This window comes from Roseovarius litorisediminis (genome assembly GCF_900172295.1).
In the GTDB taxonomy this organism is placed as follows: Bacteria; Pseudomonadota; Alphaproteobacteria; order Rhodobacterales; family Rhodobacteraceae; genus Roseovarius; species Roseovarius litorisediminis.
Window position 1 is genome coordinate 219,402 of the sequence record NZ_FWFL01000002.1, and the last position, 13,420, is coordinate 232,821.

General features: G+C 56.0%; 12 protein-coding genes. 5 read left to right on the plus strand and 7 right to left on the minus strand.

All coding sequences use genetic code 11. From position 1 onward, the window contains the following. Window positions 1–46 precede the first annotated feature (46 nt). The 5 genes from argB to PEL8287_RS04440 form a co-directional block, all read right to left on the minus strand. The gene (argB, locus tag PEL8287_RS04420) at window positions 47–910 is read right to left on the minus strand and encodes an acetylglutamate kinase (protein WP_235862189.1); all 864 of its coding nucleotides are present in this window, start codon (window positions 908–910) and stop codon (window positions 47–49) included. Window positions 911–1,027: 117 nt separating this feature from the next. Continuing rightward, window positions 1,028–1,678 (minus strand): ribosome biogenesis GTP-binding protein YihA/YsxC, encoded by a 651-nt coding sequence (yihA, locus tag PEL8287_RS04425; RefSeq protein ID WP_085891151.1) that lies wholly within the window; start codon window positions 1,676–1,678, stop codon window positions 1,028–1,030. Beyond that, complete coding sequence (locus tag PEL8287_RS04430; protein ID WP_085891152.1) at window positions 1,678–2,421, minus strand: MOSC domain-containing protein; 744 nt, start codon at window positions 2,419–2,421, stop codon at window positions 1,678–1,680. Before PEL8287_RS04430 ends, yihA begins: the two co-directional genes overlap by 1 nt. Then, window positions 2,421–4,220, minus strand: a complete 1,800-nt coding sequence (yidC, locus tag PEL8287_RS04435) for a membrane protein insertase YidC (protein WP_085891153.1) — start codon at window positions 4,218–4,220, stop codon at window positions 2,421–2,423. Before yidC ends, PEL8287_RS04430 begins: the two co-directional genes overlap by 1 nt. 111 nt (window positions 4,221–4,331) lie before the next feature. Next, entirely contained in the window at window positions 4,332–5,615 is a 1,284-nt protein-coding gene (locus PEL8287_RS04440; protein WP_306372176.1) for a putative bifunctional diguanylate cyclase/phosphodiesterase, read from the minus strand. Here PEL8287_RS04440 and PEL8287_RS20505 point away from each other — a divergent pair. Beyond that, window positions 5,511–5,738 carry a hypothetical protein gene (locus PEL8287_RS20505; protein WP_306372177.1) on the plus strand — a complete coding sequence of 76 codons (228 nt, stop codon included), beginning with the start codon at window positions 5,511–5,513 and terminating at the stop codon, window positions 5,736–5,738. The two genes, PEL8287_RS04440 and PEL8287_RS20505, sit on opposite strands and share 105 nt — an antisense overlap. Window positions 5,739–5,924: 186 nt before the next feature. On the opposite strand, the gene ttcA is transcribed toward PEL8287_RS20505, so the two are convergent. Beyond that, window positions 5,925–6,794: a tRNA 2-thiocytidine(32) synthetase TtcA gene (gene ttcA / locus PEL8287_RS04445; protein ID WP_085891155.1), complete on the minus strand. Its 870-nt coding sequence runs from the start codon at window positions 6,792–6,794 to the stop codon at window positions 5,925–5,927. A gap of 440 nt (window positions 6,795–7,234) precedes the next feature. Beyond that, complete coding sequence (locus PEL8287_RS04450) at window positions 7,235–7,801, minus strand: TlpA family protein disulfide reductase (protein ID WP_085891156.1); 567 nt, start codon at window positions 7,799–7,801, stop codon at window positions 7,235–7,237. 24 nt (window positions 7,802–7,825) lie between these two features. On the opposite strand from PEL8287_RS04450, the gene argH reads away from it, so the two are divergent. From argH to PEL8287_RS04470, 4 genes are all read left to right on the plus strand, one after another. Beyond that, the gene (argH, locus tag PEL8287_RS04455) at window positions 7,826–9,217 is read left to right on the plus strand and encodes an argininosuccinate lyase (protein WP_085891157.1); all 1,392 of its coding nucleotides are present in this window, start codon (window positions 7,826–7,828) and stop codon (window positions 9,215–9,217) included. Then, window positions 9,214–9,393, plus strand: coding sequence for an argininosuccinate lyase (locus tag PEL8287_RS04460; protein ID WP_085891158.1), 180 nt, complete (start codon window positions 9,214–9,216; stop codon window positions 9,391–9,393). The genes argH and PEL8287_RS04460 overlap by 4 nt, the downstream gene beginning before the upstream one ends. 130 nt (window positions 9,394–9,523) lie before the next feature. Next, entirely contained in the window at window positions 9,524–10,789 is a 1,266-nt protein-coding gene (gene lysA / locus PEL8287_RS04465; protein WP_085891159.1) for a diaminopimelate decarboxylase, read from the plus strand. A 38-nt stretch (window positions 10,790–10,827) separates the two neighbouring features. After that, window positions 10,828–13,398 (plus strand): TIGR02302 family protein, encoded by a 2,571-nt coding sequence (locus PEL8287_RS04470; protein WP_085891160.1) that lies wholly within the window; start codon window positions 10,828–10,830, stop codon window positions 13,396–13,398. Window positions 13,399–13,420: the final 22 nt, after the last annotated feature.

Here is a 13,420-nt window from a genome sequence, read left to right on the forward strand (position 1 = left end):
CTTAATCGCGTTTTACGCAAGCATAGCCTGCGTAATGACGCATAAGTTATCTGGCGCGGATCAACGACCCGGCACCGTGTTCGGTATAAAGCTCAAGCAATGTGGCATTGGGTGCACGACCGTCGAGAATGACAACAGCCCGAACGCCACCCTCAATTGCAGCCAGCGCTGTTTCAGTTTTGGGAATCATGCCGCCTGCAATAATGCCATCACGGGTCATCGCCCGGATCTGGTCAGCGGTGAGTTCGGTCACGACTTCTCCGCTGGCGTCACGCACACCGTCAATATCGGTCAGAAGCAACAGCCGGTCAGCCTTGAGTGCGGCAGCGATGGCACCCGCAGCGGTGTCGCCGTTGATGTTATAGGTTTCACCATTGCGACCTGCACCCAAGGGGGCGATCACCGGGATGGCATCATCGTTGAACAGTGTGTGTAAGAATTGAGGTTTGATTTCAGTCGGTTCGCCGACCAACCCCAGCTTTGGATCCGCCGGATCACAGATGATCAGATTGGCATCTTTGCCAGACAGGCCAACAGCTTTGCCACCCTGTGCATTAATCGCCTGCACGATGCGTTTGTTCACCCGCCCGGACAAAACCATTTCCACCACTTCCATGGTGGCTTCATCGGTGACGCGTTTCCCATTCACAAACTCGGATTGTATATCCAGCTTTTTCAACATCTCGTTGATCATCGGGCCGCCGCCATGAACGATTACCGGGTTTACGCCGACCTGCTGCATCAGAACCACGTCGCGGGCAAAAGTTTCCATGGCTTCGTCGCTGCCCATGGCGTGGCCACCCAGCTTTATGACGACAATCGCGCCTGTGTAGCGCTGCAGATAGGGCAGTGCCTCGGATAGTGTCCGGGCGGTGGCGATCCAGTTGCGGTTCATGTCACGTTTCTTCATCTTGTTGTCCTCGTTGCGGGGTTTATCCCCGCATGTGCGCTAACGCGCAAGAGGTAACCTGACCCCCAACCTGTCCTTCCCCATGGGGGGAAGGGACCACGGTACAGGCCTACCCAGTCACTTGATCGTGGCGATTGTGGCACGCAGCGTGGACAGGCCGTCGCCTTTTTCACTGGATGTCAGGATAATTTCGGGAAAGGCCGCCGGATGTGGGGCAAGCTTTTCGCGGACCTGCCTGAGGGTTATTTCAAGGTCTTTCGGCCTGACCTTGTCGATTTTTGTCAGCACGCATTGAAATGTAACGGCGGCGCTGTCGAGCAGGGTCATGATTTCTTCGTCTACGGGTTTGATACCATGGCGGGCGTCAACCAGAACAAAAGCGCGGCGCAGGGTTTGCCGACCGGAGAGGTATCTTTTCAGCAGGGCCTGCCATTTTTCAACAACCGGCAGGGGGGCATTTGCAAACCCGTAGCCAGGCAGATCGACCAGAAAATGGTTTTCGCCCAGGGTGAAGTAGTTGATTTCCTGTGTACGCCCTGGCGTATTTGAGGCCCGCGCCAAAGCTTTGCGCCCTGTCAGCGCATTGATCAGGCTTGATTTACCAACGTTGGAACGGCCAGCAAAGCAGACCTCGGTCCGGTCGGCATCGGGCAGACCCGACATTGCAACAACACCTTTCAGAAAATCGACCTGACCGGCGAAAAGCTTCCGGCCCAGTTCGCTGGTCTGCTCGTCCGGTTCTTCGGCGATGGGAAACGAAAGCTGCATCAGAGAACAACAGCCTTGTCGCCGACAGAGATGTCGCCCGTGGTCGTAACTTCGGCATAGACGCCAAAATTCTGGTGGCGCCAGAATTTGTTCAATGCCCCAAGTGTATCGAGATCACGGACACCTGTTGCGGGATTTGCGGTTGTCGCCAGGCATCGCAGGATCGGTTCTCTTATGGTGACCTTGGCGCTGCCGATGCGCAGCGTTTTGCCAATCCAGTCGAACTCTTCCCAGGGTTCGAGATTTTCAAGGTGGATATTGCAGCGCCAGCGCAAAGGTGAAACCTCTTGCCCCATCTTTTCCGACAGGTCGGCATTTGAAGCCATGTTTATCAGGCTGACCGAAGGATAATCGGTATCTGTCATGCCGCGCCCTTCAACCTTATGGATGCAGGCGGATTGAGCTCGGTCGGTAGGCATCAGCGGGCGGACCCAATCAAGAAATGCCGCCTGATCAGTATCGGGGTTGAAGGTGAGATCAGCAAGTTCGGGGTGGCTGAGCGTGAGGGTGTTTGTGCCCTCATCGGTGCGGGTATTGATCGCCATCAGCGCGCCGTTCTTGGAACCGCGAGACCAGTTGACCGAAGGGGCCCATGCATCTTCACCTACGTGGGCCGCATCATGCGCTACGGCCCAAAGCCTGTCCCATGGCATGGAGTGGCCTTTGGTCAGGGTGACGCGTTCCAACGCCTCGCGTCCGTGCCCCTTGATAGGGTGGCGCCAGAGGGCACAGACCCGAGGCATTACTTGTCGTCCGGTTTTGGTTTGGGCTTGCGTTTGAAGCTGGAGACGATGTTGCCAAACACGTCGGGTTTATAGCCCTGGCTGCGCATGATCAGATATTGCTGGGTAAAGGTGATCGTGTTGTTTGCAATCCAATATACGACCAGTCCGCTGGCAAAGCTGCCCAGCATGAACATGAAGACCCAAGGCATCCATGCGAAGATCATCTGTTGCGTCGGATCAGTCGGGGCCGGGTTCAGCTTTTGCTGAAGCCACATCGAGATGCCCAGCAGAAGCGGCAGAATACCAATGAAGATGAGCGCCAGGATTGATCCGGGCTCGGGTGTGCCCCATGGCAGGGCGCCCCACAGATTGTAGAGTGACGACGGGTCTGGCGCTGAAAGGTCCTTGATCCAGCCGATCCAGGGGGCATGGCGCAGTTCAAGCGTGACGAAGATTACTTTGTAGAGCGAGAAGAAGATCGGGATCTGGAGCAGAATTGGCAGGCAGCCTGACGCCGGGTTGACCTTTTCTTTCTTGTAAAGCTCCATCATGCTTTTTTGCAATTGCTGGCGGTCGTCGCCGGCGGCGGCTTTGAGCTCTTCCATACGCGGTTGCAGCTCTTTCATCTTCGCCATCGAGACGTAGGATTTGAAAGCCAGAGGAAGCAACGCGGCCTTGATAATCAGAGTCAGGGCGATGATCGACCAGCCCATATTCCCGATCAGGGCGTTCAGATTGTGCAGCAGCCAGAAGATTGGCTTGGTCAGGAAAAAGAACCAACCCCAATCGATTGAATCAAGAAACCCTTCCACGTTGGCCTGGTTTTGGTAGGAACGGATTGTGTCCCATTCCTTGGCGCCGGCAAACAGTCGTGTGTGCACTGTCGCCGTTTCACCGGGGGCAAGCGTTTCAGTGCGGAGTTTTGAGTTTGTTTGATAGATGTCGCGGCGTGCATCGTGAAAAGTGCTTATTTTCGCACCAGATTCATTTTGGGGTATCAGGGTGGCCATCCAGAAGTGATCGGTAAATCCGGTCCAGCCATCGGCCTCGACTGCGATTTCTTTCAGGGCGCTTGCAGGTTCGAAATCTTCATAATCGGATTCGGTCAGTTCGCCGTCGATCATCCGAATCCCACCTTCGTGGAGGATGAAGAAGTTTTTCAGATCGGCCGGCATTCCATGCCGGGCGAGGATACCGTAGGGCGCCATTGAGACGCTGCTAGTGCCCGAGTTTTCAACGGTTTGGGAAATTTCGAACATAAAATCGGCGTCAACGCTGATCTGGCGTTTGAACACCTGCCCCGCTCCGTTGTCCCATTTCAGCGTGACGGGAGTGTCAGGAGTCAGTTTTTCTCCGGCTTCGACCTGCCAGATTGTGTTGGCGTTTGGCACTTGCTCGGCATTCAGACCTGCGCCGGGCGCCCAACCGAACAGGGCATAATAGGGCGCATCGCTGCCGACAGGTTTTAGCAAATGTACGATATCAGAGCCGGGATCCAGCGTTTCACGATAATTCTTCAACGACAGGTCGTCAATTCGACCACCCTGCAACGACAGAGTCCCTTTCAGGCTGGGGGTATCGATTTCCAGACGTGGCGCTTCGGGGGCGGTTGCCTCTGTGACCTCAGCGGTAGATGTGGCACTCTTTTCGCCCGAAGTATCCACAGACGGCGTTATCGCAGTATCGGTGGCGACTACCGCAGGGGCATTCGGATCCACTGATTGCGTTTCCGGCGGCGGAAACATCACAAACCACACCATAATAACGATGAAGCTTAGCGCAGTTGCGAGGATTAGATTCTTGTTCTGATCGTCCATCACCGATGGTCACTTATCTGTTTCATGTCAGGGGGGTTCAACAGAGTGCTGATCAAAAGGTCAAGGGGATTCGGGGAAAACCTACAATTCGCAGGCTGTGCGGCAGTATCTTTAACCTGTATGACGTCCGATCGTCGGCGCCTTCGAGAGTTTCGACAAATGTGCATTCATCCAATCGGCAGTCATATCGAATGGCATTGGTCGGCCGATCCCGAATCCCTGAACATGTCTGCACCCCAACTGTGCCAACATGGCATGTTCCCCTGCGCTTTCGACGCCCTCGGCCAGAGAATCGAGCCCTAGGCTTTCGGACATTACAAGGATTGCCGAAACCATGCGCTGTTGTTCAGGGTCCTGATCAATTTTCAAAACGAAAGAGCGATCTATTTTTAGCCGTTGCACCGCAAAACGTCTGATCGATGAGATTGAGGCGTGGCCGGTTCCGAAATCGTCAAGATCAATCAGGCAACCCAGTGTTGCCAGCGCGCTTATGTTGCGTGTTACCATGTCTTTGGGGGATATGCCTATGACGGTCTCAAGTATTTCGACAGCAAGCCGATCGGGTTTCAGTTCGAACCGGTCAAGCTGCCATTCTATCTTTTCCACCAAGCGGGGGTTTTGCAATTCAGACGAAGAAAAATTCACACCGATATGAGGGACATTGAACCCCAGTTGGTCCCATCTGCTCAGGGCAGTTAGGGCCTGAAAAAGCATGACCTCACCCAGCCGCTCGATGCTACCTGATGCTTCGATAGCAGGAAGAAACTCGATTGGTGCAATCATGCCGTGGTCAGGGTGCATCCAACGTGCCAAGGCTTCAAATCCAGTGACCTGTCCGGTGTCGGTTGAGATTTGGGGCTGATACCACGCTTGGAATTGGCCAGCATCCAGCGCCTTTTTGATCTCATCCGCTAAAAGGTGCGGGCAGGCCTGAAAGTCACCCATCCCTTGTGAATAAGCCCTAAGGGCAGATGGCCCATGCCTAAGCGCTTCGCGCAGCGCAAGGGTTGCTGAATCCACAAGGGATTTGCCTGATGGACTGGCGATGTCCGTGGTCATGCAAAACCCAACTGAAACCGACAGATAGATTGTGGTGGTGTCCAGCGCGATTGGTTCTTCAACGGCAGCCTGAAAGCGCGAGGCCATTTGCAGACAAGTTTCGAGGTTCAGGTGTTTTACCGGCGCAGTAGCGACCCCGATCTGACGAATGGGCAAAGGGATCACTTGGTCCCTTGTTCGGATGGCACTCTGCAAACGCTTAGCACACAGGCTCATGACATCTTCAGCCGCTTGCTGACCGTACCGCTCGTGGATCGCATGGAAGTCATCAATTTCAATGAGGAAACAAGCAGTTTTTTGATTGGTTTTTCGGGTTTCGGCCAAAAAACCATCCAACGTCTTGTGGATATTGTTGCCACCGAATTCAGCGAAATGAGGCGCATTTTGGTTTGGGTTTCCGGAGAGGAAATGTTGGAAAATGTATTGGAAAAATGGAAATCCCAACGCCACAGCCACTAACAGTATTTCACCGCCCAGCCAGAATCCGACCAGTACAAATGCTGGCAGAAATGCCAGAAGATGCCGCCCGGACAAGGCGGATATCAGTGTCGGCCAGATATTCGATAGTTTGCTGCAAAGATGCGAAAGCATTTCCTGAATCGCGAGAATACAAGCCAAAGCTATCCGTCGGGTCTCAACACGCGCTTAACGCAATTTCGGCAACCCCTCGGGATTTCCTTCAAGTTTTAGGGAATTTGTCCCAAGCCCTGCAAAATCGAAAAGCTTTGGATCAAGCAGGTGCGAGGGGCGGGCGTTCATCAGGGCGCGAAACATGACCTGACGGCGACCGGGTGCGTTTTTTTCCCAGCCATCCAGGATTTGTTTTACTTGCTGTCGCTGCAGACCGTCCTGTGACCCGCAAAGATCGCAGGGGATGATCGGGTAGTTCATGGCCTTGGCAAACTTTTCGCAATCCGCTTCGGCGACATGGGCCAGCGGGCGGTAGACAAAAAGGTCGCCCTCTTCATTCACTAGTTTAGGTGGCATCGTAGCCAGCCGCCCACCGTGAAAAAGGTTCATGAAAAAGGTCTCGAGGATATCGTCACGATGATGACCCAGAACGACCGCCGAACATCCTTCTTCGCGGGCGATACGATAAAGGTTTCCCCTGCGAAGGCGGGAACATAGCGCACAATAAGTGCGTCCGGCGGGTACTTTATCGACCACGATCGAATACGTGTCCTGATACTCGATCCGGTGGGGCACATCGCGATCGGACAGGAATTTTGGCAATACCGTCGCCGGGAAACCGGGCTGCCCCTGATCCAGGTTACAGGCCAGCAGCTCGACGGGCAGCAAACCGCGCCATTTCAGTTCATAAAGGACCGCCAGAAGCGTGTAGCTGTCCTTGCCGCCAGACAGGCACACCAGCCAGCGGGCATCGTTTTGAATCATGCCGTACTGTTCAATCGCCTCGCGGGTCTGGCGAACAATGCGTTTGCGCAGCTTTTTAAACTCGGTGCTTGAGGGCGCCTCGGAAAAAAGCGGATGGATATCGTCATGATCATCAAGCATGGAGCGGCTTTAGGGCTTTTGCGGGAGCCGGGCAAGAGGATTGCAGAACCCGTGATGACTTGGGCGCACTGTGGGGTAAGGCCCGCCGTTTGAGACCGCGACGACAGGATATGGGGCACCTATGGCTTGGGTATGGCCGACGTCCCGACGTTGAGAGGTTAATGGGACGGGGCCGGTTTTGCGGGTTTTATTCTGCCTGACGCAACTCTGAGCAAGTGACTGGTTCGGTTTTAATATGCAAGATCGGATGGCTGGCGACTGCCGGGTTTGAGCCTGTATCAGCACTGTCTGAAATTCTGAAGATTGATAGCGAATGGCCTTGGTTCCGAGCAGGTGCAGCGGCGGCTCAAGGCCAGACTCCAACCATTTAGTAGGGCGTCTTATGGCAGAAAGCGCCACAAAGCTGTCGCGCCTGACAGATGGAACGGCAGGTTCTGGCCTTACGTGGCATCCGCCCCGTCGATCAGTGCCTGGATGATGGACTGAGCGCTGTCCGAGTTCCATTCGGCGTCGCCCAGAAGGCGGCCGATTTCCATGCCGTTTTTGTCTAGCAAAACGGTAATTGGCAGGCCGAAAACGCCCATTTCGCGGGCAAGTGCGCTTTGCGGGTCGCGGTGCAGGGGCAGGTTGCTGACGCCGATTTCATCAAAGAACTTCTTCATCGCGGGGGCGGGATTACGCCCGGTGGCGATGGTAATAACCTGAAAATTTTCGCCACCCATCCGGGTTTGAAGGTCTGACAGCATCGGCATTTCAGCGCGGCAGGGTGCGCACCACGTGGCCCAGAAGTTCAGGACGGTGTATTTTCCACGAAAATCAGCCAATGTACCCTGACTTCCATCTTCACGTTCAAACCTGGCATCTGAGACGGCTTTGGGTTGGGTATGGAAGTTGAGTTTCTTCATATCCCCGTCACGCAGGGCTTCAAGGGCGGTAGTATCGGCAAAACCCATGTTTGCACCAAGCGCAACAGCCATATAAAGGACGATCAAACGAAAGATTTTCATAAATCCCTCCGAAGGGCAAAAGACATGACTGACAAGACCTCGAACCAGATGTGGGGCGGCCGCTTTGCCGCCGGGCCGGACGCGATCATGGAAGCAATTAATGCATCAATCGGGTTCGACAAGCGGATGGCGGCACAGGATATCGCCGGATCAAGGGCCCATGCCGCCATGTTGGCGGCCACAGGCATTGTCAGTGATAGTGATGCCAGTGCTATGAGGGAAGGTCTTCTCACGGTCTTGTCAGAAATTGAGGGTGGAAAATTTCAGTTTTCGACCGCTCTGGAAGACATTCACATGAATGTCGAGGCGCGACTAAAAGACATAATTGGCGAACCTGCAGGGCGTCTGCATACGGGTCGCAGCAGGAACGATCAGGTGGCGACTGATTTCAAACTCTGGGTACGGGACCAGCTTGATGCGGTTGATGGTGCGCTGCAGGCGTTGATGCGGGCATTGTTGGTGCAGGCCGAGGCGGGTGCCGATTGGGTCATGCCGGGCTTTACCCACCTGCAAGTGGCACAGCCAGTGACCTGGGGGCATCACATGATGGCCTATGTAGAAATGTTTGCGCGGGATTTGTCGCGCATCCGCGATGCCCGCCGACGGATGAATGAATGCCCGCTTGGGGCCGCGGCGCTGGCCGGTACGTCTTTTCCGATTGACCGGGACATGACGGCAAATGCCCTTGGCTTTGACCGACCTGCTGCCAATTCCCTAGACGCTGTCAGCGACCGGGATTTTGCGCTGGAATTTCTGGCTGCGGCCAGCATTTGCGCCATGCACCTGAGCAGAATGGCCGAAGAATTGGTGATCTGGTCGTCGGCGCAGTTCCGGTTTGTGGCGTTGAGTGATCGGTTTTCAACCGGTTCATCTATCATGCCACAAAAGAAAAACCCCGATGCCGCCGAGCTGATCCGCGCCAAGATCGGACGGATTTTCGGGGCCAATGTGGCCCTGATGACGGTAATGAAGGGCCTGCCTATGGCCTATTCCAAGGACATGCAGGAAGACAAGGAACAGGTTTTTGATGCCGCTGACAACATTATGCTGGCGTTGGCTGCTATGGAAGGCATGGTGCGCGACATGTCCGCGAATGTTGAAAACCTCGAAGCGGCAGCGGGCAGTGGGTTTTCCACCGCAACTGATCTGGCCGACTGGTTGGTTCGGGTGTTGGATATGCCCTTCCGTGAGGCACATCATGTGACCGGCTCGCTCGTGGCGATGGCCGAAAAGAAAGGGTGTGACCTGCCTGATCTGAGCCTTGAAGATATGCAATCGGTGCACAAAAACATCCGCGAGGACGTGTTTGATGTTCTTGGGGTCCACAACTCGGTCGCGTCTCGTGTAAGCTATGGTGGGACAGCACCGGCCCGGGTGCGGGCGCAGATCACACGCTGGAAGGAGATTTTGGCATGAGAATTGCTGTTTTAGTCGTCGCTCTGACAGCATTGGCAGGCTGCGGCGTGGATGGGGAGCCGATCCGACCGTCAATGAATACCAACATCGGAGTGGGCAGCCATGGGGTGCACACCTCAACCAGCGTAGGCGCTAGTGTGGGCAATGTCAGCGTTGGGGTCGGTGTGGGCCTATAACCAGACGGGTCGTGGCGGTAGGTGCCGCAATCCCTGACTATTTTACCAAGAAGACGCAGGGGCGTGGCACCTGCAATTGCATTGTTTGGGCGCTTTGATATGACGCAGCCCAGAGGTAAGGACGAGGGCCATGGATCATTTCAATTACCGCAACGGCGAGCTTTTTGCCGAAGATGTGCCGGTGGCGGAAATCGCGGCCCAGGTTGGTACGCCGTTTTATTGCTATTCCACCGCCACGCTGGAGCGGCATTTTCGCCTGTTCGATGAAGCCCTGGAAGGCATGCCGCATCTGGTATGCTATGCCATGAAAGCCGCCAGTAATCAGGCGATATTGAAGACTCTTTCCGCATTGGGCGCCGGAATGGATGTGGTTTCGGGCGGTGAATATGCGCGCGCAATTTCCGCTGGTGTACCGGGAGAAAAGATCGTTTTTTCGGGCATCGGGAAGACGCGTGACGAAATGCGAATCGCGCTTGCGGGCGGAATTCGTCAATTCAACGTCGAAAGCGAACCAGAAATGGTCGCGTTGAACGACGTGGCTGTTGAAATGGGCAAAGTGGCACCCATTACAGTGCGGGTGAACCCCGATGTTGACGCCAAGACCCATGCCAAGATTGCCACAGGCAAGTCCGAGAACAAGTTTGGCATTCCAATCAGCCGCGCGCGCGAAGTTTATGCTGAAGCAGCCACCATGCCGGGTTTACAGGTGATCGGGATAGATGTGCATATCGGCAGCCAGTTGACCGAGTTGGAGCCATTCAGGCTGGCATACCAAAAAGTGGCTGAACTCACCGAAACCCTGCGTGCTGATGGCCATGACATACAGCGGTTGGATCTGGGCGGTGGACTGGGCATTCCTTATACTCGATCCAATGAGGCGCCTCCGCTGCCCACCGAATACGGGAGCCTGATCAAGGAAACCCTGGGGCATCTGGGGTGTGAGATCGAGATCGAGCCCGGGCGCCTGGTGGCTGGAAACGCTGGCATCATGGTGTCCGAGGTGATCTATGTAAAATCCGGTGAAGGGCGGAATTTTCTTATCCTTGACGGGGCGATGAATGACTTGATTCGCCCGGCGATGTATGACGCCCATCACGATATCATTCCGGTGATCGAGCCCACAGCCGGTGCCGAGCAGACGCCCTATGATATCGTTGGGCCGGTTTGCGAGTCTGGCGATACTTTTGCCAAACAGCGCATGATGCCGCCAGTGAAAGCAGGTGATCTTTTGGTGTTTCGCAGTGCTGGTGCCTACGGCGCGGTGATGTCGAGCGAGTATAATACCCGCCCGCTGATCCCCGAAGTTCTGGTGCATGAGCATCAATTCGCCGTCATTCGACAAAGACCGACCTTTGACGAGATGATAAATCGCGATACCATCCCTGAATGGCTGTGATGCGATAGGCGCGTCCGGGCCCTGAAATTGTGCGGATCATGCCAAACCAAGAAAGACCTATCACTACGGTGCTGAACCGGTTGCGAAGGCCCCTGAGCCTAACCTGGGCAGGGTTGATTGCCGAGAGGCTGGTGCGCGCGTTCTGGCCATTCTGGACAGTGCTTGCAGCAAGCGCTGCCGCGCTGATGCTGGGGCTGCACGAAGTGCTGCCGGTCGAGGTCGTCTGGGTCACTCTGATGCTGGCTGGTCTGGCGTTGGTTGTGTTTGCGGGGTTTGGTATTGCTCGGTTCCGCTGGCCGCGTCGTGCCGAAGCGGTGGCGCGCATGGATGCGGCGTTGCCTGGGCATCCGTTGGCCGCACTGGCGGACGCACAGGCCATTGGCAAGGGCGATTTGGCCTCGGAAAGGCTGTGGCAGGCGCATCAATCACGGATGACCGAGCGGGCGGCAAAAGCGCATGCCGTAAGCCCTGATTTGAAGTTGTCACGGTATGACACATTCGGGCTTCGGTATGTGGCGCTGTTGGGTTTGCTGGTAGCGCTTTTGTTTGGTTCGGTCTGGCGCGTTGGCAGTGTAGGTACAATGACGTCCGGGAACGCGCCGCAACTTGCCGCGGGGCCCGCCTGGGAGGGGTGGGTTGACCCGCCTGCTTATACTGGTCTGCCAAGCCTTTACCTGAATGATCTTGAGGGGCAAATCAGTGTTCCCAGCGGCAGCCGTGTGACCGTACGCCTGTATGGCGAGGTCGGTGCATTGAATTTGTCTGAAACGGTATCCGAGCGTACCGGCGAGGTAGGGGCCGCAACAGATTCCGATCAAAGCTTTGACATTCTTCGAAACGGCGAGCTGCGAATTGACGGGCCGGGCGGTCGGGAATGGAAGGTTTTTGCCAAAGCCGATACCCCGCCAGCCGTTGAATTTATGGAAGAGGGCGTCAAGACCACCTTCGATGGGCAGATGAGTCAGCCCTTTCGGGCGCGTGATGACTATGGTGTGACAGGGGGAACTGCCATCTTCAATCTGGATCTGGCGCAGGTCGACCGGAAGTACGGGCTACAGGCAGAGCCCGAGCCTCGCGAACCTATCCAGCTGGATCTGCCTATGCCGATCACGGGTGACCGCGCAGCATTTTCTGAGAGGTTGATCGAGAACCTTTCCCAACATCCCTGGGCGCATCTGCCGGTGACGTTGAGTTTGAGGGTCAAGGATGCCGTTGATCAGGACGGCACAAGTGAGACTTTGCAGATGAAGCTACCGGCGCGGCGGTTCTTTGATCCGCTGGCGGCGGCGGTGATCGAGCAACGCCGCGACCTGTTATGGTCGCGCATCAATGGTCACCGTGTCACTCAGGTTTTGCGGGCTATTTCCTACAAGCCCGAACCGGGGCTTTTCCGGTCGGAAACATCGTATCTGCGGTTTCGCATGATTTTGCGCAAACTCGAAACACGGGTGAGTTTGAACAGTCTGGATGAGGACGCCCGCGATGAGATTGCACAAGCGCTGTGGGATCTGGCCGTGCTGTTGGAAGATGGCGATATAGGTGATGCGCTTGAACGTATGCGTGAGGCGCAGGAAAGGTTGTCCGAAGCCATGAAGAATGGCGCGACGGATGAGGAAATCGCACGCCTGATGCAGGAACTGCGGGATGCGACACAGGATTACCTGCGGCAGAAATCGCAGCAGGCTCAGCGTGAAGACGGTACAGACCAGCGGGGGCAAACCCCGCAGGACATGATGCAGATGTCGCAACAGGATCTGCAGGACATGATGGACCGGATCCAGGAATTGATGGAACAGGGTAGGTTCGCCGAGGCGCAGCAGGCCTTGGAGGAATTCCAGGAAATGATGGAAAATCTGCGCGTGACCGAAGGTCAGGGACAGAACGGTCAATCACCCGGGCAACAGGCGATGGAAGGGCTGGCCGAAACTTTGCGTAACCAGCAGGGCCTTTCAGATCAGGCGTTCCGGGATTTGCAGGAACAGTTCAACCCCAACTCGCAATCCGGGCAGTCACAAAGCAATGAGGGCCAGAGTGGTGGCGAAGGCCGCGGCCAAAGCCATGAGGGACAAGGTCAGGGTAACGGTGCAGAGGATGGCAATCAGCAGGCAGAGAATGGTCAAGGTTCACTTGCTGACCGGCAAGAGGCCCTGCGCCGCGAACTTGAACGGCAACGTGGTAATTTACCGGGTATGGGTGGCGAAGCCGGAGAGCGTGCCCGCGACGCGCTGGACCGGGCCGGGCGCGCAATGGAAGGCGCTGAAGAGTCGCTGCGCTCCGAGGATCTGGCCGAAGCGATAGACCGTCAGTCCGAGGCAATGGAAGCCCTTCGGGATGGTATGCGCAATATGGGTGAGGCTTTGGCCGAAGAAAACCAGAACGCCGGCGGGCAGGGCGAGGCCTTTGGGCAATTGGGCGAGCAAGGCTCTGACCCGTTGGGGCGGACGCCGGGACAGGGCGGTCAGGTTGGCACACAAGACAGCTTGCTGCAGGGTGAAGACGTTTACCGCCGTGCGCGCGAGTTGCTGGACGAGATCCGCCGTCGCTCGGGAGAGGGAGAGCGACCAGAGGTCGAGCGCAATTATCTGCGGCGGTTGCTGGACAGGTTCTAATTTTCTCTCTTCCAAGAGGCGG

What these genes read in the sequence shown, in the direction of transcription:
- yihA (WP_085891151.1), bottom strand. Translation starts at nt 1,678, where the DNA reads ATGCAGCTTTCGTTTCCCATCGCCGAAGAACCGGACGAGCAGACCAGC.
- PEL8287_RS04460 (WP_085891158.1), top strand. Translation starts at nt 9,214, where the DNA reads ATGAGAATTGCTGTTTTAGTCGTCGCTCTGACAGCATTGGCAGGCTGC.
- argH (WP_085891157.1), top strand. Translation starts at nt 7,826, where the DNA reads ATGACTGACAAGACCTCGAACCAGATGTGGGGCGGCCGCTTTGCCGCC.
- PEL8287_RS04450 (WP_085891156.1), bottom strand. Translation starts at nt 7,801, where the DNA reads ATGAAAATCTTTCGTTTGATCGTCCTTTATATGGCTGTTGCGCTTGGT.
- yidC (WP_085891153.1), bottom strand. Translation starts at nt 4,220, where the DNA reads ATGGACGATCAGAACAAGAATCTAATCCTCGCAACTGCGCTAAGCTTC.
- ttcA (WP_085891155.1), bottom strand. Translation starts at nt 6,794, where the DNA reads ATGCTTGATGATCATGACGATATCCATCCGCTTTTTTCCGAGGCGCCC.
- lysA (WP_085891159.1), top strand. Translation starts at nt 9,524, where the DNA reads ATGGATCATTTCAATTACCGCAACGGCGAGCTTTTTGCCGAAGATGTG.
- PEL8287_RS04430 (WP_085891152.1), bottom strand. Translation starts at nt 2,421, where the DNA reads ATGCCTCGGGTCTGTGCCCTCTGGCGCCACCCTATCAAGGGGCACGGA.
- PEL8287_RS04470 (WP_085891160.1), top strand. Translation starts at nt 10,828, where the DNA reads ATGCCAAACCAAGAAAGACCTATCACTACGGTGCTGAACCGGTTGCGA.
- argB (WP_235862189.1), bottom strand. Translation starts at nt 910, where the DNA reads ATGAAGAAACGTGACATGAACCGCAACTGGATCGCCACCGCCCGGACA.